This is a genomic window from Pseudomonas sp. MPFS (assembly GCF_022537035.1).
GTDB classification, from domain to species: domain Bacteria; phylum Pseudomonadota; class Gammaproteobacteria; order Pseudomonadales; family Pseudomonadaceae; genus Aquipseudomonas; species Aquipseudomonas sessilinigenes.
The window spans coordinates 6,604,118-6,626,432 of record NZ_CP066123.1 but is presented as its reverse complement, the minus strand read 5'-3'; the positions used below and the strand labels follow the sequence as shown (position 1 = coordinate 6,626,432).

The 22,315-nt window shown below is 62.8% G+C and carries 28 protein-coding genes; 10 read left to right on the top strand and 18 right to left on the bottom strand.

Annotation, left to right across the window (positions count from 1 at the left end; genetic code table 11):
* Positions 1–52: 52 nt before the first annotated feature.
* From rsmD to I9018_RS30495, 3 genes are read right to left on the bottom strand one after another with little or no spacing between them, the layout of a single operon-like run.
* Positions 53–673, bottom strand: coding sequence for a 16S rRNA (guanine(966)-N(2))-methyltransferase RsmD (gene rsmD / locus I9018_RS30505; RefSeq protein ID WP_068575466.1), 621 nt, complete (start codon positions 671–673; stop codon positions 53–55).
* Entirely contained in the window at positions 673–2,163 is a 1,491-nt protein-coding gene (locus I9018_RS30500) for a pitrilysin family protein (RefSeq protein ID WP_241108238.1), read from the bottom strand. The genes rsmD and I9018_RS30500 overlap by 1 nt, the downstream gene beginning before the upstream one ends.
* Positions 2,156–3,511, bottom strand: a complete 1,356-nt coding sequence (locus I9018_RS30495) for a pitrilysin family protein (protein ID WP_068575468.1) — start codon at positions 3,509–3,511, stop codon at positions 2,156–2,158. Before I9018_RS30495 ends, I9018_RS30500 begins: the two co-directional genes overlap by 8 nt.
* Positions 3,512–3,938: 427 nt before the next feature.
* Here I9018_RS30495 and ftsY point away from each other — a divergent pair, with 427 nt between their 5' ends.
* The 4 genes from ftsY (at position 3,939) to rpoH (ending at position 8,138) form a co-directional block, all read left to right on the top strand.
* Positions 3,939–5,483, top strand: coding sequence for a signal recognition particle-docking protein FtsY (gene ftsY, locus I9018_RS30490; RefSeq protein ID WP_241108237.1), 1,545 nt, complete (start codon positions 3,939–3,941; stop codon positions 5,481–5,483).
* Positions 5,480–6,151: a cell division ATP-binding protein FtsE gene (ftsE, locus tag I9018_RS30485; RefSeq protein WP_068575470.1), complete on the top strand. Its 672-nt coding sequence runs from the start codon at positions 5,480–5,482 to the stop codon at positions 6,149–6,151. The genes ftsY and ftsE overlap by 4 nt, the downstream gene beginning before the upstream one ends.
* On the top strand, positions 6,148–7,170 hold the full coding sequence (gene ftsX / locus I9018_RS30480; protein WP_068575471.1) for a permease-like cell division protein FtsX: 1,023 nt from the start codon (positions 6,148–6,150) through the stop codon (positions 7,168–7,170). The genes ftsE and ftsX overlap by 4 nt, the downstream gene beginning before the upstream one ends.
* Positions 7,171–7,283: 113 nt before the next feature.
* Positions 7,284–8,138 (top strand): RNA polymerase sigma factor RpoH, encoded by an 855-nt coding sequence (gene rpoH, locus I9018_RS30475; protein ID WP_068575472.1) that lies wholly within the window; start codon positions 7,284–7,286, stop codon positions 8,136–8,138.
* Between the two features lie 98 nt (positions 8,139–8,236).
* Here the strand turns inward: rpoH and I9018_RS30470 are convergent, their stop codons facing one another.
* From I9018_RS30470 to mtgA, 3 genes are all read right to left on the bottom strand, one after another.
* Positions 8,237–8,527: a helix-turn-helix domain-containing protein gene (locus I9018_RS30470; protein WP_241108236.1), complete on the bottom strand. Its 291-nt coding sequence runs from the start codon at positions 8,525–8,527 to the stop codon at positions 8,237–8,239.
* Positions 8,527–8,841, bottom strand: coding sequence for a type II toxin-antitoxin system RelE/ParE family toxin (locus I9018_RS30465; protein ID WP_241108235.1), 315 nt, complete (start codon positions 8,839–8,841; stop codon positions 8,527–8,529). Before I9018_RS30465 ends, I9018_RS30470 begins: the two co-directional genes overlap by 1 nt.
* A gap of 143 nt (positions 8,842–8,984) precedes the next feature.
* A complete protein-coding gene (gene mtgA, locus I9018_RS30460) occupies positions 8,985–9,707 on the bottom strand; it encodes a monofunctional biosynthetic peptidoglycan transglycosylase (RefSeq protein WP_241108234.1) in 723 nt (240 codons plus the stop codon).
* A 74-nt stretch (positions 9,708–9,781) separates the two neighbouring features.
* Here mtgA and I9018_RS30455 point away from each other — a divergent pair, with 74 nt between their 5' ends.
* The 4 genes from I9018_RS30455 to trmB all read left to right on the top strand — a co-directional run bounded on the left by I9018_RS30455 (position 9,782) and on the right by trmB (position 12,149).
* Positions 9,782–10,162, top strand: coding sequence for a DUF423 domain-containing protein (locus I9018_RS30455; RefSeq protein ID WP_068575474.1), 381 nt, complete (start codon positions 9,782–9,784; stop codon positions 10,160–10,162).
* A gap of 71 nt (positions 10,163–10,233) precedes the next feature.
* Positions 10,234–10,434, top strand: coding sequence for a sulfur carrier protein ThiS (thiS, locus tag I9018_RS30450; protein ID WP_164487305.1), 201 nt, complete (start codon positions 10,234–10,236; stop codon positions 10,432–10,434).
* 185 nt (positions 10,435–10,619) lie between these two features.
* The gene (locus tag I9018_RS30445; RefSeq protein WP_068575475.1) at positions 10,620–11,414 is read left to right on the top strand and encodes a thiazole synthase; all 795 of its coding nucleotides are present in this window, start codon (positions 10,620–10,622) and stop codon (positions 11,412–11,414) included.
* 9 nt (positions 11,415–11,423) lie between these two features.
* Positions 11,424–12,149 carry a tRNA (guanosine(46)-N7)-methyltransferase TrmB gene (trmB, locus tag I9018_RS30440; RefSeq protein WP_241108233.1) on the top strand — a complete coding sequence of 242 codons (726 nt, stop codon included), beginning with the start codon at positions 11,424–11,426 and terminating at the stop codon, positions 12,147–12,149.
* A gap of 54 nt (positions 12,150–12,203) precedes the next feature.
* On the opposite strand, the gene I9018_RS30435 is transcribed toward trmB, so the two are convergent.
* From I9018_RS30435 to I9018_RS30385, 11 genes are all read right to left on the bottom strand, one after another.
* On the bottom strand, positions 12,204–12,752 hold the full coding sequence (locus I9018_RS30435) for an RNA 2'-phosphotransferase (RefSeq protein ID WP_241108232.1): 549 nt from the start codon (positions 12,750–12,752) through the stop codon (positions 12,204–12,206).
* A gap of 29 nt (positions 12,753–12,781) precedes the next feature.
* The gene (locus tag I9018_RS30430; RefSeq protein ID WP_022641629.1) at positions 12,782–13,105 is read right to left on the bottom strand and encodes a DUF3392 domain-containing protein; all 324 of its coding nucleotides are present in this window, start codon (positions 13,103–13,105) and stop codon (positions 12,782–12,784) included.
* A gap of 9 nt (positions 13,106–13,114) precedes the next feature.
* A complete protein-coding gene (gene hemW / locus I9018_RS30425; protein WP_241108231.1) occupies positions 13,115–14,317 on the bottom strand; it encodes a radical SAM family heme chaperone HemW in 1,203 nt (400 codons plus the stop codon).
* Positions 14,314–14,910 (bottom strand): RdgB/HAM1 family non-canonical purine NTP pyrophosphatase, encoded by a 597-nt coding sequence (gene rdgB / locus I9018_RS30420; RefSeq protein WP_083235652.1) that lies wholly within the window; start codon positions 14,908–14,910, stop codon positions 14,314–14,316. Before rdgB ends, hemW begins: the two co-directional genes overlap by 4 nt.
* Positions 14,907–15,341, bottom strand: a complete 435-nt coding sequence (locus tag I9018_RS30415; RefSeq protein WP_068575480.1) for a DUF4426 domain-containing protein — start codon at positions 15,339–15,341, stop codon at positions 14,907–14,909. Before I9018_RS30415 ends, rdgB begins: the two co-directional genes overlap by 4 nt.
* Positions 15,342–15,367: 26 nt before the next feature.
* Positions 15,368–15,988 carry a methionine biosynthesis protein MetW gene (gene metW, locus I9018_RS30410; protein WP_068575481.1) on the bottom strand — a complete coding sequence of 207 codons (621 nt, stop codon included), beginning with the start codon at positions 15,986–15,988 and terminating at the stop codon, positions 15,368–15,370.
* 7 nt (positions 15,989–15,995) lie between these two features.
* Entirely contained in the window at positions 15,996–17,135 is a 1,140-nt protein-coding gene (locus I9018_RS30405) for a homoserine O-acetyltransferase (protein ID WP_068575482.1), read from the bottom strand.
* A 105-nt stretch (positions 17,136–17,240) separates the two neighbouring features.
* Positions 17,241–17,534 carry a DUF167 domain-containing protein gene (locus I9018_RS30400; protein ID WP_241108230.1) on the bottom strand — a complete coding sequence of 98 codons (294 nt, stop codon included), beginning with the start codon at positions 17,532–17,534 and terminating at the stop codon, positions 17,241–17,243.
* Positions 17,534–18,121: a YggT family protein gene (locus I9018_RS30395; protein ID WP_068575484.1), complete on the bottom strand. Its 588-nt coding sequence runs from the start codon at positions 18,119–18,121 to the stop codon at positions 17,534–17,536. Before I9018_RS30395 ends, I9018_RS30400 begins: the two co-directional genes overlap by 1 nt.
* 24 nt (positions 18,122–18,145) lie before the next feature.
* The gene (proC, locus tag I9018_RS30390; RefSeq protein WP_068575485.1) at positions 18,146–18,964 is read right to left on the bottom strand and encodes a pyrroline-5-carboxylate reductase; all 819 of its coding nucleotides are present in this window, start codon (positions 18,962–18,964) and stop codon (positions 18,146–18,148) included.
* Between the two features lie 33 nt (positions 18,965–18,997).
* Positions 18,998–19,696 (bottom strand): YggS family pyridoxal phosphate-dependent enzyme, encoded by a 699-nt coding sequence (locus I9018_RS30385; RefSeq protein WP_068575486.1) that lies wholly within the window; start codon positions 19,694–19,696, stop codon positions 18,998–19,000.
* A 199-nt stretch (positions 19,697–19,895) separates the two neighbouring features.
* Between I9018_RS30385 and I9018_RS30380 the strand changes: the two genes are divergently transcribed.
* The gene (locus tag I9018_RS30380; protein WP_241108229.1) at positions 19,896–20,930 is read left to right on the top strand and encodes a type IV pilus twitching motility protein PilT; all 1,035 of its coding nucleotides are present in this window, start codon (positions 19,896–19,898) and stop codon (positions 20,928–20,930) included.
* Positions 20,931–20,974: 44 nt separating this feature from the next.
* Here the strand turns inward: I9018_RS30380 and I9018_RS30375 are convergent, their stop codons facing one another.
* Positions 20,975–21,598, bottom strand: coding sequence for a C40 family peptidase (locus I9018_RS30375; RefSeq protein WP_068576661.1), 624 nt, complete (start codon positions 21,596–21,598; stop codon positions 20,975–20,977).
* A gap of 250 nt (positions 21,599–21,848) precedes the next feature.
* On the opposite strand from I9018_RS30375, the gene I9018_RS30370 reads away from it, so the two are divergent.
* The gene (locus tag I9018_RS30370) at positions 21,849–22,268 is read left to right on the top strand and encodes a TM2 domain-containing protein (protein ID WP_068576663.1); all 420 of its coding nucleotides are present in this window, start codon (positions 21,849–21,851) and stop codon (positions 22,266–22,268) included.
* Positions 22,269–22,315: the final 47 nt, after the last annotated feature.

Below are 22,315 nucleotides of genomic sequence, written 5' to 3'. Positions count from 1 at the left end.
GGAGGATCTCTAGGCAGCGGTGCACAGCCCGGGGGCTGTGCTTGCAGCCGGCTTAAGCGGCGTTGTCCGCCATACGTTGCCACAACGCGTAATGCACTTGCCCGGATTTTTGCTCACGATGCAGGCGCCAGCGTGCCGGCAGGCCCAGGGTCGAGGGCGCTGCCTCGCTTTCGGTGTAGATCCAGGCATCGTCCGCCAGCCAGCCACGCTCTTCCAGCAAGGCACAGGCCGCGGGTAGCAGGTTCTGGTTGAACGGTGGGTCGAGGAAAGCCAGGTCGAAGGCGGTGGCCGGTTGGGTTTCCAGATAACGCAAGGCGTCGGCCGTTTGTACCTGGCCGACGGTGCAGCGCAGGGTACCCAGGTGTTCGCGCAGGCTGGACACCGCAACGCTGCTGCTATCGAGCGCCAGGCCCGAGGCAGCACCGCGGGACAGGGCTTCGAGGAACACCGCGCCGCTGCCGGCGAACAGGTCGATCACCTTGGCCCCGGGTACATAGGGTGCGAGCCAGTTGAACAGGGTCTCGCGCACCCGGTCCGGGGTCGGGCGCAGGCCCGGCAGGTCGGGGAAGCTCAGCTTGCGGCTGCGCCACTCGCCGCCGATGATGCGCAGCTGGCCCACGCCGTTGTGCTGGTTATGGACGGGTTTCTTGCTGGGACGGGCTGGACGGGCCATCAGTGCTCCGGAACCCCGAGCGGTTGCTCGGCGGGTTTGTCAGTAGGGGGTGGTAGCGGCTTCTGGGCGACGGTCGGGCCGGCGCTGACGATGACCATCTTGTCGACGCTAAGGTGCTTGTTCATGGCGGCCTTGACCTGTTCCACCGTCAGCTCCTGGGATTGACGCATAAAGTCCTCCAGGTAGCTCAGCGGCAGATTGTAGAAGCCCATGGCGCCCAGTTGGCCGACGATATCGGCGTTGCTGGCGGTGGACAGCGGGAAGCTGCCGGCCAGTTCACGCTTGGCGTCGTCCAGTTCTTTCTGGGTCGGGCCGTTCTTCAGGTAGTCGGCGAATACATCTTGCACCAGCTTGAGGGTGCCTTCGCTCATCTCGGCACGGGTCTGCAGATTGATCATGAACGGGCCGCGGACCTGCATTGGGGTGAAGCCGGAGTAGACGCCGTAGGTCAGGCCGCGCTTCTCGCGCACTTCGCTCATCAGCCGGGTGCCGAAACCGCCACCGCCGAGAATCTGGTTGCCCAGGGATACCGCGGCGTAGTCCGGGTCGTCACGGTCGATGCCCAGTTGCGCCAGCAGCAGGTTGGTCTGGCTCGATGGGAACTCGATGTGGCCGACGCTGGCCTTGGGTTCTACCGGCTGCTCGATTTTCGCCAGGGCCGGGCCCTTGGGCAGGGCGGCGGAAACCTGGGCGGCAATCGCCTCGGCGTCGCTGCGCGAGAGGTCGCCCACCAGGGCGATCACCCCATTGCTGGCGGTATAGGCCTTGGCGTGGAACGCCTGCAGTTGCGCCAGGCTAATGCCCGGAACGCTCTTGGCGTTGCCTTCGCTGGCGTGAGCATAGGGATGGCTGCCGTACAGGCGCTGCATCAGCTCCAGGCTGGCCAACTTGCCGGGGTTCTGTTTCTGGTACTCGAAGCCGGCGAGCAGCTGGTTCTTGATCCGGGCCAGGGAGTCGGCGGGGAAGGTCGGCTTGCCCACCACTTCGGCAAACAGCTTCAGTGCCGGCTGGCGTTTATCCACCGCGCTGAGGCTGCGCAGCGAGACCACGGCCATGTCCTTGTAGGCGCCGTTGCCGATATCCGCCCCCAGGCTTTCAAAGCCTCGGGCGATGGCGCCCACATCCTTACCGGCCACGCCCTCGTTGAGCATGGCGTTGGTCAGCAGGGCCAGGCCGGAGGTGTTGCCATCCTGGCTGCTGCCGGCGGCGAAGATCAGGCGCATGTCGAACATCGGCAGCTCGCGGGCCTCGACAAACAGCACCTTGGCGCCTTCGGCGGTGCTCCAGGTCTGCACATTGAGGTTGCGGTGGCTGGGAGCCTTGCCATCGAGCTCGGCCAGAGATTGCAGCTTCTGGCTGCTCTTGGCGTTGTCCAGGGCCTGGCTGGCATTGCTTTCGCCGGATCGCGAGAGGTACAGGCCGCCGGCGGTGAGCAGGGCCGCCAATGCGGCGCCCAGCAGGATCGGTGAAGCATTCTTGCGCTTATTCATGAGCGGACTCCTCAGGCAGTACGTGGGCCACGCTCATACGTTCCCGGGTGAAGTAGGTGCGGGCGGCCTTCTGGATGTCTTCCGGGGTCACGCTTTGCAGTTCGGCAAGCTCGGTGTCCATCAGCTTCCACGACAGGCCGACGGTTTCCAGCTGACCGATGGCGGTGGCCTGGCTGGTGATCGAGTCGCGCTCGTAGACCAGGCCGGCAATCACCTGGGCCCGGACCCGTTCCAGCTCTTCTGCGGAGGGCGGGGTGGTCTTGAGTTGCTCCAGCAGGCGCCACAGCCCGGCTTCGGCCTGGGCGATGGTTTTTTTCTTCTGGCCGTTGGGGGTGGCGGACAGCATGAACAGACTGTCGCCACGGGTATAGGCGTCGTAGCTGCTGGAGCCATTGGACAGCAGCTCCTCGCCGCGCTCCAGCTGGGTCGGGATACGGGCGCTGTAGCCACCGTCCAGCAGCGCAGCGGCCAGGCGCAGGGCGTTGACTGCGCGCTTGTCCTCGGCGGTGGCGATGCTTGGCACGTTGAAGGCCAGCATCAGGCTGGGCAGCTGGGTCTTCACATGCAGGGTGATCAGGCGCTCACCGGGTTCGGCCAGTTCCATGGGGATCTTCGCTGGCGGTACGTCACGTTTGGGAATCGCACCGAAATAGCGCTGGGCCAGGTTCTTGACCTCGTCTGGGGTGACATCGCCAACCACTACCAGGGTGGCGTTGTTGGGCACGTACCAGGACTGGTACCAGTGGCGCAGTTCCTCGACCTTCATTCGGTTCAGGTCGGCCATCCAGCCGATGGTCGGCGTGTGGTAGCCGCTGGCGGGGTAGGCCATGGCCTTGAAGCGCTCGTAGGCCTTGGACAGGGGCTTGTCGTCGGTGCGCAGGCGGCGCTCTTCCTTGATCACCTCGATTTCGCGGCTGAATTCGTCGGCCGGCAGGCGCAGGCTGGCCATGCGGTCGGCTTCCAGTTCCAGGGCCACGCCCAGGCGGTCGCGAGCCAGGACCTGGTAGTAGGCGGTGAAGTCATCGCTGGTGAAGGCGTTCTCTTCGGCGCCCAGGTCTCGCAGGATCAACGAGGCTTCGCCGGGGCCGACCTTCTCGCTGCCCTTGAACATCATGTGTTCCAGGGCGTGGGAAAGGCCGGTCTGGCCTGGGGTTTCGTAGCTGGAGCCGACCTTGTACCAGACCTGTGAGACCACCACCGGGGCACGATGGTCTTCGCGGACTACGACCTTCAGGCCGTTGTCGAGGGTGAATTCGTGGGTGGGTTGCGGGTCGGCAGCCAGGGCTGCAAGCGGCAGACAAACTGTGCTGAGCAGCAGGCCTGCGGCGCGGCGGGCTAGAGCATTCATTCGTTTTAAACCTGTTGGGCTGTCCGCTGGGTCTTGGCCTGCGGGCGAGAGGTTGGGGCGTGTCGCCATTCATTACCGGGCCGGGCCTTGCGGGTGGCCACGCGGTACTGGTAATGAGGGGTGACACGCCCTAGGATACTGATCCGTTTTACTGGCGGCCACGCCTATCAGGTTCTCGCGGGTCAGCAATAACTTGATCAGGTTGCATGAGTTTCCGGCAATAATCCTTGATTTATCAGCTAAAATTCGACGTTTCGCCGATTTTGCCGTTCCAGTCCTTTAGTAAAATCGATCCCTGAGGTGCCTCCGGGCATTTCGACAACATGTTGCGCGTGAACAAGCTGGATGAAACATAGTCTGTTCTGCATCGAATATTTATTTACCGAGGCGCCTGCTGGCGCATCGCTACCTTGAGATAGCCGTCTCCATGTTTGGTTCCAACGACGACAAAAAGACTCCAGCCGCGGCTGGCGAGAAGAAAGGCCTGTTCGGGTGGCTGCGCAAGAAGCCGCAGGAACCCGTCGTCCAGCAGCCACCAGTGCCTGCCGAGCCGGTAGCGGCTCCAGTCATCGAGCCTGCACCGAGCACCATCCCGGCTGAACCGGTGGTTGCTCCGGTCGCCGAACCCGTGGTGCAACCCCAGGCGCAGCCGCATTCCTCCGCGCCGGTTGCCCCCGACCTGCCCTTGACTCCGAATCCCGAGCACAAGCCCTGGTTGACCTTGCCGGTGGCCGAGGAGCCCGCGGCCCTGGTGGAGGATGTCCAGGCCGAGCACGTGACGCCAGCGATTCCAACCGTGGCCGCAGCGCCTGAGCCAGTGGTCGAGGCCCCGGTGATCGCTCCGGTGACTGACGTCCAGGCACCTGTTGCCCCGGTATTCGTCGCCCCCGAGCCTGTCGCTCCTGCTCCTGCTCCTGCTCCTGCTCCTGCTCCTGCTCCTGCTCCTGCTCCTGCTCCTGCTCCTGTCGTGGCGCCGGTGGCGGTTGTCGAGCCTGAGCCTGAGGTCGTTGCCGAGCCTGCTCGTTCGAGCGATGAAGGCAAGGTCGGTTTCTTCGCCCGCCTCAAGCAAGGCCTGTCCAAGACCAGCGCCAGCATCGGCGAAGGCATGGCCAGCCTGTTCCTGGGCAAGAAGGCCATCGACGACGAACTGCTCGAAGACCTGGAGACCCGCCTGCTGACCGCCGACGTTGGTGTCGAGGCCACTTCGGTGATCATCCAGAACCTGACCCAGAAGGTGGCGCGCAAGCAGCTGACCGACTCCGACGCGCTATATGCCTCGTTGCAGGCCGAGCTGGCTGGCATGCTCAAGCCGGTGGAGCAGCCGCTGAAAGTCGTTGCCCAGAACAAGCCATTCGTGATCCTGGTAGTGGGTGTCAATGGTGCTGGCAAGACCACCACCATCGGCAAGCTGGCCAAGAAGCTGCAGCTCGAAGGCAAGAAAGTCATGCTGGCCGCTGGCGACACCTTCCGTGCCGCAGCGGTAGAGCAACTGCAGGTCTGGGGCGAACGCAACAAGATCCCGGTGATTGCCCAGCACACGGGCGCCGACTCGGCCTCGGTGATTTTCGACGCCGTGCAGGCCGCCAAGGCCCGGGGTATCGACGTACTGATCGCCGATACGGCAGGGCGCCTGCACACCAAGGACAACCTGATGGAAGAGCTGAAGAAGGTCCGTCGGGTCATCGGCAAGCTCGACGCCGATGCGCCTCATGAGGTGCTGCTGGTGCTGGACGCCGGTACTGGCCAGAACGCCATTAACCAGGCCAAGCAGTTCAACCAGACGGTCACGTTGACCGGCCTGGCCCTGACCAAGCTCGACGGTACCGCCAAGGGCGGCGTGATCTTCGCCCTGGCCAAGCAGTTCGGCCTGCCGATCCGCTACATCGGGGTGGGCGAGGGCATCGACGACTTGCGTACTTTTGAGGCCGAACCCTTTGTCCAGGCACTGTTTGCCGAGCGGGAGCGTTCATGATTCGTTTCGAACAGGTCGGTAAGCGCTATCCCAATGGTCACGTTGGCTTGCATGAGCTGAGCTTTCGCGTCCGGCGCGGCGAATTCCTGTTCGTCACCGGCCACTCCGGTGCCGGTAAAAGCACCCTGTTGCGCCTGTTGCTGGCCATGGAACGCCCGACCTCGGGCAAGTTGCTGCTGGCCGGGCAAGACCTGGGGCAGATCAGCAACTCGCAGATTCCGTTCCTGCGCCGCCAGATCGGCGTGGTGTTCCAGAACCACCAGTTGTTGTTCGATCGCACGGTATTCAACAACGTGGCCTTGCCGCTGCAAATCCTCGGCCTGTCCAAGGCCGAGATTGCCAAGCGCGTGGATTCGGCCCTGGAGCGCGTGGCCCTGTCGGACAAGGCCGAGCTCTACCCTGGCGACCTGTCCACTGGCCAGCAGCAGCGGGTGGGTATCGCCCGGGCCATCGTCCACCGTCCGGCCTTGCTGCTGGCGGACGAGCCCACCGGTAACCTCGACCCGCGTCTTGCGGCGGAAATCATGGGCGTATTCGAAGATATCAATCGTCTGGGTACCAGCGTGCTGATCGCCAGCCACGACCTGGCCCTGATTGCCCGCATGCGCCATCGCATGCTGACCCTGCAGCGCGGGCGATTGATCGGTGACGGGGAGGCTGGCGTATGAGTGCCACACGTACTCCTAAAGTGGCGGAGCGCGTAGCGCCCAAGGCATCCGATGCGCCGCCGCCAAAGAAAAAAGGCAGTGAGGACGACGGTCCGGATTTCGGCACCCTGTTGCACGCCTGGATCGAAAGTCATCGTGCCAGCCTGATGGACAGCTTGCGTCGCCTGGGCAAGCAGCCCATTGGCAGCTTCTTCACCTGCCTGGTGATGGCCGTGGCCTTGAGCTTGCCCATGGGCTTGTCACTGTTGCTCAACAATATCGAGCGCCTGGGCGGTTCCTGGCAGCGTGCGGCACAGATCTCCCTGTACCTGGAACTGGGGGCATCGGCCAACGAAGGCGAGCAGCTCAGTGAGCAGATCAAGGCGCTGCCTGGCGTGGCAGACGCCGAGTTCATCAGCAAGGAAAAGGCCCTGGAAGAGTTCCAGCAGCAATCCGGGCTGGGCGAGGCACTGCGTGAACTGCCCCATAACCCGTTGCCGGGAGTGGTCCTGGTAACCCCTGACGAAGTGGACAAGGCAACCCTGGAAGCCCTGCGCCAGCGCCTGGCGGACATGCCCAAGGTGCAACTGGCGCAGCTTGACCTGGTATGGGTCGAGCGGCTGGCCGCGATCCTCAAGCTGGGGGATCGTTTTGTCTTCGGCCTGACGGTGCTGCTGGTTTCCGCATTACTTTTGGTGATAGGCAATACCATTCGTCTTCATATTGAAAACCGCCGCACCGAGATAGAAGTGATTAAACTCGTTGGCGGCACAGACAGCTACGTGCGACGTCCTTTCCTTTATATGGGGGCGTTGTATGGCTTCGGTGCGGGGATTCTGTCCTGGGGTGTCCTGGCCTTTGGCCTTAACTGGCTGAACGATGCGGTGGTCGGCCTGGCCGGCCTCTACGGCAGTGATTTCGCCCTGGCGGGAGTCCCTGTTGCCGATGGTCTGTCGCTCTTGCTAGGGGCGGTGCTGTTGGGTTATATCGGTGCGTGGATTGCGGTGGCCCGCCACCTGAGGGAGCTGGCACCGAAGTAGTGTCTTTTTGCTTGTATTGACCTTTCAGCGTTCATGGGAACTTGTTTAGCGGTTCCTGGTCAATTTTCGCAGTGCTGAACTGCACGAGTTATGTGAGTCGGAGGTTTTTTCGTATGACCACTTCTTTGCAACCTGCTTACGCATTGGTTCCGGGCGCAAACCTGGAGGCCTATGTGCACACGGTGAACAGCATTCCACTGCTGACGCCGGAGCAGGAGCGTGAACTGGCCGAGAGTCTCTACTATGAGCAGGATCTTGAGGCAGCTCGGCAGATGGTGCTTGCCCACCTGCGTTTTGTCGTACATATCGCCCGCAGCTATTCCGGCTACGGGCTGGCCCAGGCCGACCTGATCCAGGAAGGCAACGTTGGCCTGATGAAAGCCGTGAAGCGCTTCAACCCGGAAATGGGCGTGCGCCTGGTGTCTTTCGCCGTGCACTGGATCAAGGCGGAAATCCACGAGTTCATCCTGCGCAACTGGCGGATCGTCAAGGTCGCGACCACCAAGGCCCAGCGCAAGCTGTTCTTCAACCTGCGCAGCCAGAAGAAACGCCTGGCCTGGTTGAACAACGAGGAAGTCCATCGCGTGGCGGAAAGCCTCGGTGTGGAGCCGCGTGAAGTGCGCGAGATGGAAAGTCGCCTGACCGGCCAGGACATGGCCTTCGACCCGGCTGCCGAAGCCGACGACGACAGCGCCTTCCAGTCGCCGGCCAACTACCTGGAAGATCACCGCTACGACCCGGCGTTGCAGCTGGAGGATGCTGACTGGAGCGACAACTCCACCAACAACCTGCACGAAGCGCTGGAAGTGCTGGACGAGCGTAGCCGCGACATTCTCTACCAGCGCTGGCTGGCAGAGGAGAAAGCGACGCTGCACGACCTGGCGCAGAAGTACAACGTTTCGGCCGAGCGTATTCGCCAGCTGGAAAAGAGCGCGATGAACAAGCTGAAGTTGTCCATTGCCGCGTAATACCAAGCCAGGCGCCAAGCAAAACGCCCCGAGATGATCGGGGCGTTTTTGTTTATGCAGCTTTCTGACCGGGCCAGTGGAGTCGGGGTTTGCTCTATCTAGTGTTCAAGAGCGGCAAGCACATGTTCAGGATCATTGTGTATTGCTCGTAACAGAGCGCGTGCAGGCCCTTCTGGCTCACGACGACCCTGTTCCCAGTTTTGCAGCGTGCCCACCGGGACATCGATGGCTTTGGCGAAGCGGGCCTGGGAAAGTCCCGATGCCTTGCGAATCATTTTGACCTTGAGAGCATCGATGTGAAATTCACGGGATGGAGAACGTTCACCACGCTGAATTTCATCCATTTGGGTCATGCTTTCGACCAAGCGGTTGAAGAGGTTCTTTTCCATCATTGCCACCCTTTGTTTATTTCACTCAGTATCTTTTTCTCACTGGGCGATAGGTCATCCTTGATGCCTTTGCGGTAAATCAGGATCAGACGGATCTGATAGGCCGCTGTGACGTGATAGTAGATCACCCTGGCCCCGCCGCTTTTACCCCGTCCATTGGCACCCCAGCGGACTTTCCTGAGGCCATTGGTCCCTTGGATGATATCGCCTGCGGTTGGATTCTCGGCCAGGTACTCCTGAAACGCTCTGTAGCTTTCGTCGCTCAAGAGGCTCTTCAGATCTTCCGTGAAAATAGGTGATTCGATGAAAATCATCCCTGCGACCTATCCGTCATTGGCGTATAGATAGGCTAGTCGGTCGAGTAGCGACGGACAATATCGTTCGGACGAACAGCCTCAATTGGCAGCATGGGCTGCATGCCAGAGGGCACTCGCAGCCATGGCGCAGGCAGTCGGATTTACTCGGCCCAGGGCGCCCGGCGTGATTCGTCCAGGCGATTGAGGTAGGCGGCCCCGCCCAGTTGGCTCATCTGCCGCCGGATCCAGCCGGCACGCTGGAGCACGTAGGTGCTGGGGCGAGCTGCGCTCCAGACCCGGGGGTTGGGCAGTACTGCGGCCAACAGGCTGGCCTGCTGGCGACTGAGATTGGCGGCGCTGACGCCGAAGTGATGGCGCGCAGCGGCCTCGGCGCCGAACACGCCTTCGTCCCATTCTGCGCTGTTGAGGTAGACCTCGAGAATTCGTTGTTTTGGCCAGAGCACCTCGATCAGAGCGGTGAACCAGGCTTCCAGGCCCTTGCGCAGGTAGCTGCGGCCAGACCACAGGAACAGGTTCTTCGACACTTGCTGGCTCAAGGTACTGGCGCCGCGGATCTTGCCGCCACGCTCGTTATAGACCAGGGCCGCCTGGATGGCGTCGAAGTCGAACCCCCAGTGCTCGGGGAATTTCTGGTCCTCGCTGGCGATCACCGCGACCTTGAGGTTATCGGAGATCTCGTCCCAGGGGGTCCAGGTGCGTTGCAGGTCGATGGGGTCGTTGTCGATCCAGGACTCGATCTTGCGCTCCACCATCAAGGCCGTGCCTGGCGGCGGTATGAAACGCAACAACAGCACCAGCGCGATACTGCCGATGACGAACCATTTCAAGGCTTTTACCAGACGACGAAACAGATAACGCAGCATAGAGATGGCTTGGCCGAACCGTTTGAGCGCGCCATTATACAGACCCTTTGCGCTGAATCTGACTGGAGTTCCCCATGTTGCGTGGCTTCCTGATGCTGGCTGCCTTCTTCGGTTTCACCGGGGTCGCCCTGGGTGCTTTCGCCGCCCACGGCCTGAAGAATCGCCTGAGCGCCGAGTACCTGGCCATTTTCCATACCGGGGTCACTTACCAGTTGGTGCATTGCCTGGCCCTCTTCGGCGTAGCCCTGCTGGCCACCCAGGTTCCGGGGCGACTGGTGGCCTGGGCGGGAGGGGCCTTCACCCTGGGCATCCTGCTGTTCTCCGGCAGCCTGTACCTGCTGACCCTCACGGGGATTGGCAAGCTGGGCATCATCACCCCCCTGGGTGGCGCCTCGTTCCTTGCTGGCTGGTTGCTGCTGGGGCTTGCCGCCTGGCGCCTGCAAGCAGCCGCCTGACGCTTGTAGCTGACCTTTAGGTCATGATCGGGCTAGAATGCTGGCCCCTAAAAATGATGGCGGCCTCGAGCATGCGCATTCAGTTGAACGGTGAATCCTTTGAACTGCCCGACGGCTCGACCGTTGCGGCCCTGCTGACGAGCCTGGAGCTGACCGGGCGCCGGATCGCAGTGGAGCTCAATCTGGATATCGTTCCGCGCAGCCAGCACGCCGAAACCACCCTCAACGAGGGTGACCAGGTGGAAGTCGTCCACGCCATCGGCGGCGGCTAGCCAGGCACCGCGAGAACTACAGCGCTCAGAAAGGCTTGCGTTGAAAACAGCTTGGAATGCCCCACCAGTCCCTGGTCTTCGCTTTCTCGCCTGTTTGCCTTGCCTTTCCTTCGCTCGCTAGGCCCTCGCGGCGTTCGGTCTACCAAAGAATTCTGCAAGAACCTCACCCCAACAGAGGATTTCCGATGAGCAACGTTCGTAGTGACAAGCCTTTCGTCCTGGCCGGTCGGACGTACCAGTCGCGTTTGCTGGTAGGCACCGGCAAGTACCGCGACATGGAAGAAACTCGCCTGGCCATCGAGGCCTCCGGCGCCGAGATCGTTACCGTAGCCGTGCGCCGGACCAACATCGGCCAGAACCCGGGCGAGCCGAACCTGCTGGATATCCTGCCGCCGGACCGCTACACCATCCTGCCCAACACCGCCGGTTGCTATGACGCGGTGGAAGCCGTGCGCACCTGCCGCCTGGCCCGCGAGCTGCTCGATGGCCACAACCTGGTGAAGCTGGAAGTCCTGGCCGACCAGAAGACCCTGTTCCCCAACGTGCTGGAAACCCTCAAGGCCGCCGAAGTGCTGGTCAAGGAAGGTTTCGACGTGATGGTCTACACCAGCGATGACCCGATCATTGCCCGCCAGCTGGCGGAAATGGGCTGCATCGCGGTCATGCCGCTGGCCGGCCTGATCGGTACCGGGCTGGGAATCTGCAACCCCTATAACCTGCAGATCATTCTCGAAGAAGCCAAGGTCCCGGTACTGGTGGATGCCGGTGTCGGCACCGCCTCCGATGCCACCATCGCCATGGAGCTGGGCTGCGAGGCGGTGCTGATGAACTCGGCCATCGCCCACGCGCAGCAGCCGGTGATGATGGCGCAAGCCATGAAACACGCGATTGTCGCGGGCCGCCTGGCGTACCTCGCCGGTCGCATGCCGAAGAAACTCTATGCCAGCGCATCCTCGCCGCTGGATGGTCTGATCAAGTAAGAGCCATTGATGACTGAATCAAACGACACGCCAATCGAGCCGGAAGCTGGCGACGAACGCCAGCACCGCCGTATCAAGAGCTTCGTGATGCGCGCCGGACGCATGACCGAAGGCCAGCAACGCGGCCTGGACCAGGGCGCTGCGCTGTATGTGCTGCCCCTGGCCGATGCCCCGGTGGATTACGACCAGGTGTTCGGTCGTTCGGCGCCACGCTCCCTGGAAATCGGTTTCGGCATGGGTCACTCGCTGCTGGAAATGGCCGCGGCGGCCCCGGAGCAGGATTTCATCGGCGTGGAAGTCCACCGTCCGGGCGTTGGTGCGCTGCTCAACGGCGTGCTGACCCAGGGCCTGACCAACCTGCGGGTCTACGACTGCGACGCCATCGAAGTGCTCAACCGCTGCGTGGCCGATAACAGCCTCGATCGCCTGATGCTGTTCTTCCCCGATCCGTGGCACAAGAGCCGGCACCACAAGCGCCGTATCGTCCAGGCGACCTTCGCCGAGCTGGTGCGCAGCAAGCTGAAGGTCGGCGGTATCCTGCACATGGCCACCGACTGGGAGCCCTACGCCGAGTACATGCTGGAAGTGATGAACGTCGCCCCGGGTTATCGCAACCTGGCCGAGGACGGCAAGTGCGTGCCGCGTCCGGCCGAGCGTCCGATCACCAAGTTCGAGCGCCGCGGCGAGCGCCTGGGCCATGGTGTCTGGGACTTGAAGTTCGAGAAGCTGGACTGACCTGCCGCCCCTCTTCCCGAGGGGTTCTTGCCGGGCCCTGCAGTGGCCCGGCCGCTACACCTCGGTGATGCAGCTGGCCGGCACCTGGTCGGTCAGCCACACGCCATTCTCCGCCTGGTAGAACTTGCAGCCCTGGGCCTGCATGGCCTGGGTATCGACCTGCAGCAACACCACCTGGCCGTAGCGCTGGCCCACCGAGCGGGCAGTGTCTGGGTCATGGGACAGGTGTACGTGATGGCGCGAGCCCGGAACCAGGCCCTGCTGGTTGATCGAATCCATGAAGCGCGTGGCGGTGCCGTGATAGAGCACGGCTGGCGGCTGGCGCTCTTGCAGTTGCAGCTGCACGGCCTTGTTGGAGTGGCCCTGGGCGGCGCGAATGCGCTGGCCGTCGGCCGACAGGGTGAAGCGTTTCTTGTCGCTATCGCGGACCACCTGCTCGATCAGTTCCCGAGTCAGCGGCCGGCCTTCGCTGGCCGCGCCGGCGATCAGCGCGTCGACCTCGCCCCAGCCTTCACTGTCCAGTTCCAGGCCAATGGCCTGGGGTTCATGGCGCAGCACATAGCTGAGGAACTTGCTGGTGGTTTCCATGAGGTTCTTGCTCATACATGTCCTTGTTCAGCTACAAGCCCGCATCAGCGGCGATCGGCGACCACGCCGATCAGCACCAGTACCACCAGCAGCACGGGCGCCAGGCTGTAGTTGTTGAACTGGCTCAGGCCGCGGACGATCCACGGCGTGGCATAGATCAGTGCCAGGCCGCTGCCGATCATGCACAGCAGGGCCATCAGGGGTACCCGCAGGGCGCCGGCGAGGCCACCCAGGCGTGCCTCCACCCAGCCCTTGATGTCGGCACCGAACAGCACCAACAGGCAGCCCACCAGCGCCAGGGAGATTTCCGAGAGATTGCTGCGGCTCCAGCGGGACACGGTGGCAAGCAGGTCGAGTACCAGATCCATGTGATTTCCTTAGATCAGAAAGTATTGCAGCAGGTCGTTGAGGAACAGTTGCCCACGGGGCGTGGCCGCCAGGCGTGACGGTTCGACCTGCAACAAGCCGCTTTGTTCGGCTTGGCGCCGGGCTTCGGCGAGGCTGGCCAGGTCCAGGCCGGTACGCTGGGCGAACAGCACGGCATCCACGCCATCGGTCAGGCGCAGGGCGTTCATCAGGAACTCGAACGGCAGCTCATCGTTGCCCAGGGTCTTTTCGCCGGCCTTGAACGGCTTGGCCGGGTTCAGGTAGTCCTTGGGCAGGCGGGTTTTCCAGGTCCGCAGGATGCGTCCGTCCGGGTGACTGAGCTTGCCGTGGGCCCCGGCGCCGATGCCGATGAAGTCGCCGAAGCTCCAGTAGTTCAGGTTGTGTCGTGCCGCATGGCCGGGCTGGGCATAGGCCGAGACCTCGTACTGGGCGTATCCATGCTCGGCCAGCAGTGCCTGGCCAGCTTCCTGGATGTCCCACAGGATGTCGTCCTCCGGCAAGGTCGGCGGCTGGCTCCAGAACACCGTGTTGGGCTCCAGGGTCAGCTGGTACCAGGACAGGTGGGTCGGCTTCATGGCGATGGCTTGGCGCAGGTCGCCCAGGGCATCCTCCAGGGACTGGTCCGGCAGGCCGTGCATCAGGTCCAGGTTGAAGTTGTCGAACCCGGCCTGGCGCGCCATGTCGGCGGCCCGCACCGCTTCGGCACCACTGTGTATGCGACCCAGGGCCTCGAGCTTCTGCTCCTGGAAGCTCTGGATACCGATGGACAGGCGGTTGATCCCGAGGGCGCGATAGGCGGTGAACTTCTCCTGCTCGAAGGTCCCGGGGTTGGCCTCCAGGGTAATCTCGATGTCACCGGCGAACGGGATGCGTTGCTGTACCCCGGCCAGCAGCCGGCCCAGGGCCTGGGCGCTGAACAGGCTCGGGGTGCCACCGCCGAAGAAGATCGAGCTCAGTTCCCGGCCGTACGCGGCGGGCAGGTCCTGGTCGAGGTCGGCCAGCAGGGCGTCCACATACTCTTGCTCCGGCAGCGTCGGGCTGGCGGCATGGGAGTTGAAGTCGCAGTAGGGGCATTTGCGTACACACCACGGGATGTGAATGTACAGCGCCAGGGGCGGTAGCTGGGGCAGGGCCGCCCGGGGAGCTTGCGCGCCACCGAGGATCAGTGGCGACGCGGCTGGATCGTGATTCATTGCAGGCCCAGGCGTTGCCGCAGGATGGCCATGGCGCGAGCGCGGTGGCTGAGCTGGTTCTTTTCCACCGGGTTCAGTTCGGCGCTGGAGCAATTGCGCTCCGGTACCCAGAACAGCGGGTCGTAGCCGAAGCCGTGTTCGCCACTGGCAGCGGTGAGGATGCGACCGTGCCAGAGGCCTTCGCAGAGGATCGGCAGCGGGTCGTCGGCGTGGCGCACCAGGGCCAGGACGCAGACGAACTGCGCACCGCGCTGGTCCTCGGGTACGTCCTTGAGGGCTTCTAGCAGCTTGGCGTTGTTCGCCGCATCGCCCTGGCCATCGGCGTAGCGCGCCGAATAGATGCCCGGGGCGCCGCCGAGGAAGTCCACTGCCAGGCCGGAGTCATCCGCCAGCGCCGGCAGGCCGGAGATGCGCGCGGCATTGCGCGCCTTGAGAATGGCGTTCTCGACGAACGACAGGCCGGTTTCCTCGGGCTCGATGCTGCTGAACTCGCCGATCGAGCGCAGCTGCACCGAGGCGCCGAGCATGGCCTGGAGTTCTTTGAGTTTGCCAGCGTTATGGCTGGCCAATACGAGTTGCGTGAGATTCATCATTCGCCCGGAAATAGCTCTTGGTTGAAGCTGAAGCTGTTGGTGTCACCGCCAGTCTGGACGCTGATGGTGAACGTACGGTTTTCCTGCTGTTCCACCGGGAACTGGGCGATGTAGTAGATCGCACCCTGTTCGGTGATCTGGCGGAACTTCAGCGGAATGCTCTTGCTGGTCAGGTCCTTGACCGTACCGCTGACTTGAGCGACCAACGGCTTGCCGTCCTTGATCAGCGAAACGTTGATCACCCCCTGGTTCTTGCTGCGAACCAGCTCCGCGGCCCTGGCGATGTCAGGTTGCAGGTAGGTGGAGTTGAACGTGTTGTAGTGCACGGTGATATCGCCGAACACCTCCTGGCGTTCACCCTTGATCGGGTCCGCTGCCAGGGCTGTGAAGCTCAGGCAGGCAGCCAGTAGAAAAGTAACCAGACGTCCCATGATCGTTCTCCTCGACGCAACGTGGGTTAAACCGCGACCTTGTGCTCCTGCAGGCCGGGACTGCTGAGGCGGTAGATACCGATCTCCCCTAAGAGATTAGGCCATAGCTTACTGGCCCACCCATGGCGGTGTTGTTGATCGACCGCAAGACGGTTGATCACCCGGGCCTGGCGCTCGCGGCACAGCGCTTCGAAATCCTCGAAGGTGCAGAAGTGGATGTTCGGCGTGTTGTACCAGGTGTACGGCATGAATTCCGACACCGGCATCCGGCCCTTGCTGGCCAGGTACCAGCGGCAGCGCCAGTGGCCGAAGTTGGGGAAGGTGATGATGCACTGGCGGCCGACCCGCAGCATCTCGTCGAGCAGCTTGTCGGGGTAGTGCACGGCCTGCAGGGCCTGGGTCATGACCACGATATCGAAGCTGTTGCTGGCGAAGTTGCCCAGGCCCTTGTCCAGGTCCTGTTCGATCACGTTGATACCCTTGGCCACGCACTGGGCGATGTTGTCCGCGTCGTTTTCCAGGCCGTAGCCGGTCACTTGCTTGTGTTCTTGCAGCCAGCTCAGCAGTTCGCCGTTACCGCAGCCCAGGTCGAGGACGCGGCTGCCGGCGGGGATCCATTCCTGGATGATTTCCAGATCGGCTCTCATCGTGTCCTCACAGCGTGATGCGGTTCATGTAGTGACCAAATGCCTGCAGATACCTGGGGATCGGGATCAGGAAGGCGTCATGGCCTTGCGGGGCATCGATCTCCAGGTAGCAGACATCCTTGCGTGCAGCCATCAGTGCGTCCACCAGCTCTCGCGAGCGAGCCGGGGAGAAGCGCCAGTCGGTGGTGAAGGACATCACGCAGAACTTGGCCGTGGCGTTGGCAAAGGTCCTGGCCAGGTCATCGTCGAAGTTGGCCGCCGGGTCGAAGTAGTCCAGGGCCTTGGTCATCAGCAAGTAGGTGTTGGCGTCGAAACGTCCGGAGAACTCCTCGCCCTGGTAGCGCAGGTAGCTTTCCACCTGGAATTCCACGCTGTGGAAGTCGTAGTTGAGCTTTTCGCTCTTGAGGCCGCGGCCGAATTTCTCGCCCATGGAGTCGTCGGACAGGTAGGTGATATGCCCCACCATCCGCGCCAGCATCAGCCCGCGCTTGGGGACCACCTGGTGTTCCTGGAAGGAGCCGCCGTGGAACTCCGGATCGGTGAGGATCGCCTGGCGCGCCACTTCGTTGAAGGCGATGTTCTGCGCCGACAGCTTGGGCGCCGAGGCGATGGCCAGGCAATGCCGGACCCGGTCCGGGTAGGTGATGGTCCATTGCAGGGCCTGCATGCCCCCGAGGCTACCGCCGATCACCGCAGCCCACTGGCCAATGCCCAGGCGGTCGGCCAGGCGGGCCTGGCTGTGCACCCAGTCTTCCACGGTCAGCACCGGGAAGTCGGCGCCGAATGGGCGGCCGGTCTCCGGGTTGAGGCTGCTGGGGCCGGTGGAGCCGTTGCAACCACCGAGGTTGTTGAGGCTGACCACGAAGAACTTGCTGGTGTCGATCGGCTTGCCCGGGCCAATGCAGCTGTCCCACCAGCCGGGCTTGCGGTCGTCGGGGCTGTGGTAGCCGGCAGCGTGATGGTGGCCGGACAGGGCGTGGCAGATCAGCACCGCGTTGCTGGCGCTGGCATTGAGCTGGCCGTAGGTTTCGTAGATCAGGTCATAGGCTGGCAACGAGCGCCCGCAGGCCAGGGCCAGGGGCTCGCTGAAGTGCGCAACTTGAGGTGTGACCAGACCGACGGAATCGGGGGGGAAGGCAGTTGGCATCGACCCTGCTCTCATTCAAATGAGGCGTAAGTCTAAAGACCGCTGTGCCCAGCGGCAAGCAAAGCCCAGGCCGGCATTCGTTGCTGGAAATGGCCGGCCTGTGAATCAGCTGGGGCGCGCCAGGCCAGGCAGTTCCGGCAGTTTCTTCGGCGCCTGCAGGCGCACCCGCTTCTGTCGGTTCAGTTCACCGCTGACCAGGCTCACATGGCTCTTGGGAATGCCGAAGGCCTTGGCCAGGAACGCTATCAGATGCGCATTGGCCTTGCCTTCGACGGGTGGGGCGGTGAGGCGGATTTTCAGGCGATCGCCATGCAGGCCAGCGAACTCATCGCTGCTGGCCTTGGGCTGCAGGTGACAATCGAGCAGCAGATCGTCACCGTCCCAGCGGAAATAGCTCATCAGATCAGCCCGAACAGCTCGCGAGGCATGAAGGTGTAGTACGCCAGCCGTGGGATCAGCCCTTGTTGCAGCAGCTGGATCACCAGGAAGGCCAGGATCGGCGAGATATCCAGGCCGCCCAGGTTGGGCACGAAGCGGCGGAACGGCGCCAGTAGCGGCTCGCTGAGCTGGTAGGCCAGTTCAGCACCTGGGCTCTGGCTGCCTGGGGCGACCCAGGACAGGATCACGCTGATGATCATGGCGAAGAACCAGACCTTGAGAAACAGCGCGAAGATACCGATCGGTGCCCAGACCAGCAGGCCCAGCACGTTGAAGGGGATGCCATAGAGGGTCAGGACGATGGCGAACAGCACCATCTGCACCACTAGCGCCAGTACCAGCGAGGACATGTCCAGGCCGAACATGCTGGGGATCACCCGGCGCAGCGGCTTGAGCAGGGGTTGGGTGGCCCGCACGATGAACTGGCAGATCGGGTTGTAGAAGTTGGCCCGCACCGCTTGCAGCATGAAGCGCAGCAGGACGACCAGCAGGTAAAGGCTGCCCAGGGTCTGGATCACCAAAATGGCAGCGTCGTTGAGTCCGAACATTATCGATTCCTTTGTAGGGGCGAATTAGCGGCCGAGTTGTTCGGCCATTTCTGCCGAACGGTGCGCGGCGGCACCCAGAGCTTTTTCCACCAGAGCCTCGAAACCGTCGGCCTGGAACGATTTGATCGCCGCCTCGGTAGTACCGGCGGGCGAGGTCACGCGACGACGCAGCTCGGCGGCATCGACATCGCTGGAGACCGCCATGTGGGCTGCTCCAAGGGCCGTTTGCAGGGTCAGTTGGGCGGCGGTTTCCCGTGGCAGGCCGAGCTTTTCACCTGCGGCGGTCATGGCCTCGATCAACAGGAAGAAATACGCCGGGCCGCTGCCGGATACCGCGGTTACCGCATCCAGCTGCTGTTCCTGTTCCAGCCACAGGGCGGTGCCCACGGCGGACAGCAGTTCTTCGGCCTGGCGGCGTTGCTCGGCGCTCACCCGGTCGGTGGCATACAGGCCGCTGACACCTTGGCGCAGCAGGGCCGGGGTGTTGGGCATGCAGCGCACGATCGGCTGCTCGCCGAGCCAGGCGCCCATGCTCGCGCAGGTGATGCCGGCAGCGATGGAGACCACCAGTTGCTGGGGTTGCAGGCTCGGACGCAGGGCTTCGCAAACGGCCTTCATGGCTTGTGGCTTGACTGCCAGGACGATCACATCGACCCCGGCAATGGCCTCGGCGTTGTCGGCGAAGACCTGGATACCGTGTTCGGCGGCCACCTTGGCCCGGGTCTCGGCGCCAGGGTCACTGGCGCGGATCTGTGAGGCGTCGAGGCCTTTGGCCCGCAGGCCGCCGATGAGACTGGCCGCCATGTTGCCGGCACCGATAAAAGCGATACGAGTCGTGTTCATGACAGGTCCTTATCAGGGTCAGGGCCAGTTCCGTCAGGACTGGCTGTAGTCGCGGGCGCCAAACAGGGCGGTACCGATCCGCACCCAGGTGGCGCCTTGGGCGATGGCCGCTTCGAGATCGTGGCTCATGCCCATGGAGAGGGTATCCAGGGACAGCCCAAGGCTGCCGCGCAGGTGGTTGTTCAGGTTCTGTACCGCAGCGAACGCAGCGTGTTGGGCCGCAGGATCCTCGGTAGGTTCGGGAATCGCCATCAACCCGCGCAAGCGCAGGTTTGGCAGGGCGTCGATGGCTCTGGCCAGGGCCGGTAGCTCATCAGGGGTACAGCCGGACTTGCTGGCCTCGCCGCTGACATTGACCTGGATGCAGATGTTCAATGGAGCCAGGTCGGCCGGGCGTTGTTCGGACAGGCGTTGTGCGATTTTCAGGCGGTCCACGGAATGCACCCAGTCAAAATGCTCGGCAATGGCGCGAGTCTTGTTCGACTGAATGGGGCCGATGAAGTGCCAACTCAAGGGCAAATCCGTCAGTTCCTGCTGTTTGCCCAGGGCTTCCTGCAGGTAGTTCTCGCCAAAGTCGCGCAGGCCGGCGGCATAGGCTTCGCGCAGGGCCGCGGCGGGCTTGGTCTTGCTCACGGCCAGCAGTCGAACGCTGTCCGGGGCACGTTGTGCGGCCTGGCAGGCACTGCGGATGCGTTCGGCTACCAGGGCAATGTTGTCTGCTATCGTGGACATTCGATTCCGTCTCAAAAGTACCTGCGACCGGGCGTCTACCGCCCGGGCCGCCATGCGCCGCTGAATCCACCAGCCCCTCTGTCCATCGACCCTGGCCTTGCTCGAGGGTCGCGCCGGACATCGCCTGGCACTTGCAAGCGAACCGATGGGGCGAACGGGGGCTGAAGCTCGCGGCATTCTACTGGAATTGGAGGGCACTATGGACATCACCGAGCTGCTGCTCTTGAGCGTTTCCCGAGGCGCTTCCGACCTGCACCTATCGGCTGGCCTGGCACCGCGGTTGCGCATCGATGGCGATATCTGCCCGCTGGATAGCCCGGCCCTGGAAGGGCCGCAAGTACTGGCCATGATCCACGCCCTGATGAGCCAGGCGCAACGTGACGCCTTTGCCAGCCTCCAGGATCTGGACTTCGCCTATGAACTGCCGGGCGTGGCCCGATTCAGGGTCAATGCCTTCCAGCATGCCCGGGGCGCGGGAGCGGTGTTGCGCCTGGTGCCTTCGCAGGTGCAGAGCCTGGAGGTGCTGGGCCTGGGCCAGGTGCTCCGGCAAATCGCCGAGGTGCCCAGGGGGCTGGTGTTGGTCACCGGGCCTACCGGTAGCGGCAAGTCCACCACCCTGGCGGCGATGATCGATCATCTGAACCGTAGCCGCCGCCAGCACATCATCACCATCGAGGACCCCATCGAGTTCATCCATCCGCAACAGGCATGCCTGGTGCATCAGCGTGAAGTCCAACGCGATACCCGAAGCTTCGCCAGCGCCTTGCGTGCGGCCTTGCGCGAAGATCCGGATGTGATCCTGCTGGGAGAGCTCCGGGATCTTGAGACCATTCGTTTGGCGTTGACCGCTGCGGAAACCGGGCACCTGGTGTTCGCCACCCTGCACACGTCATCGGCGGCCAAGACCATCGATCGCCTGGTGGATGTGTTTCCGGGGGAGGAGAAAGCGTTGGTGCGCTCGATGCTGGCCGAGTCGCTACAGGCGGTGATTGCCCAGGTATTGCTCAAGCGCGTGGGCGGTGGGCGAGTGGCGGCTTGCGAGATCATGCTGGGGACCGTCGCGATCCGGAACCTGATCCGCGAGGACAAGGTGGCGCAGATGTATTCGGCAATCCAGACCGGTGGCGCACAGGGTATGCAGACCCTGGACATGAGCCTGAAAATGCTGGTGGGGCAGGGTTTGATCAGCCGCGAGCAAGCGCGGGAGAAGGCACGGGTGCCGGAGGGTTTTTGAAGGAAAGGCATTCGCCGCCAGGTTGGCCTGGCGGCGAAGCGCAATCAGCGCTGGACGACCCGCAGGGCCTTCTGTTCCTTGGGCAGGACCCGCTTGGCGACCACGTAGTGATTGTCCCAGTAGGGCTTCTTCAGGGTATCGATGGTCACCGCCTTGCCGCGTCGTGGGGCATGGATGAAACGATCGTTGCCCAGGTAGATGGCGACATGGTTGACCTTGCGGCTCTTGATGTTGAAGAACAGCAGGTCGCCGGGCTTGAGGTCCTTGCGCTCGACCTTTTGCCCGTGGCCGCTGGCCATGGCATTGGAAGTGCGTGGCAAGTCCACGGCGGCGACGTCATTGAAGGCATACTTCACCAGGCCGCTGCAGTCAAAACCCTTGCTTGGGCTGCTGCCGCCCCAGCGATAAGGCGTGCCGAGGGCATTGACGGCGCGGCTGAGTACGTTGCTGCTCTGCTTGGTACCCATTTGGGGCACCAGCTTGCTGTCGACCTTGGCCAGTTGGGTGGAATGTCGGCTGGTGGTCTTGTGCTTGGCCGAGACCGTCGAAACATGGGATTTCGGGGTATAGCCGTTGATGTTGGGAAGTCGTTGCTCACGGTTGGTGGCGTGGGCGGCCAGTGGCATTAATAGGCAAATGGTTAGCCATGTCTTGAAAAATGGACGCATTAGGCAAGGCTCTTATTGGTTAGCGCGCAACTTTATAACAGCTTTCAGGTCATTTCCGAGGCCGTTTGTCGATTCAACCTTGGGGTCAACTTCGGCAAAGAGGCGGCAACTTGACGCAGAAAACCGTCAGAAGTCAGGCAATACAAGGCTTTGACGGACGACAAGGTAGCATCGGTCGCATGTCGAGCGCCTGTAAAAAAGTCACAAAATTTTTGAGAATTTTTATCTATCACCCGCCAAGAGGTATCCAATGAACACCTATCAACAGGGCATGCCTGCCCATGACACCCACAGCAAGGTGATCGGCTACCTGCTATGGATCTTCGGTTTTACCGGGGCCCACCGCTTCTATTACGGCAAGCCTGTGACCGGGACGATCTGGTTCTTCACGTTCGGCTTGCTGGGTATTGGCTGGCTGATCGACCTGTTCCTGATCCCGTCCATGGACCGTGAAGCAGACCAGCGCTTTACCTCGGGCCCGCTGGAGTACAGCGTGGCCTGGATACTCCTGACCTTCCTCGGGGTGTTCGGCGTGCACCGCATGTACCAGGGCAAATGGTTGAGCGGGGTGCTCTACCTGTTCACCGGCGGCCTGTTCTTCATTGGGGTGCTGTATGACTTCTGGACCCTGAACGACCAGGTATCCCTGGAGAACGCCAAGCGCCTTTGATCCCGTCATCGGCGCACGGGTGATGACGATCCTTGTAGCCGCCGCCT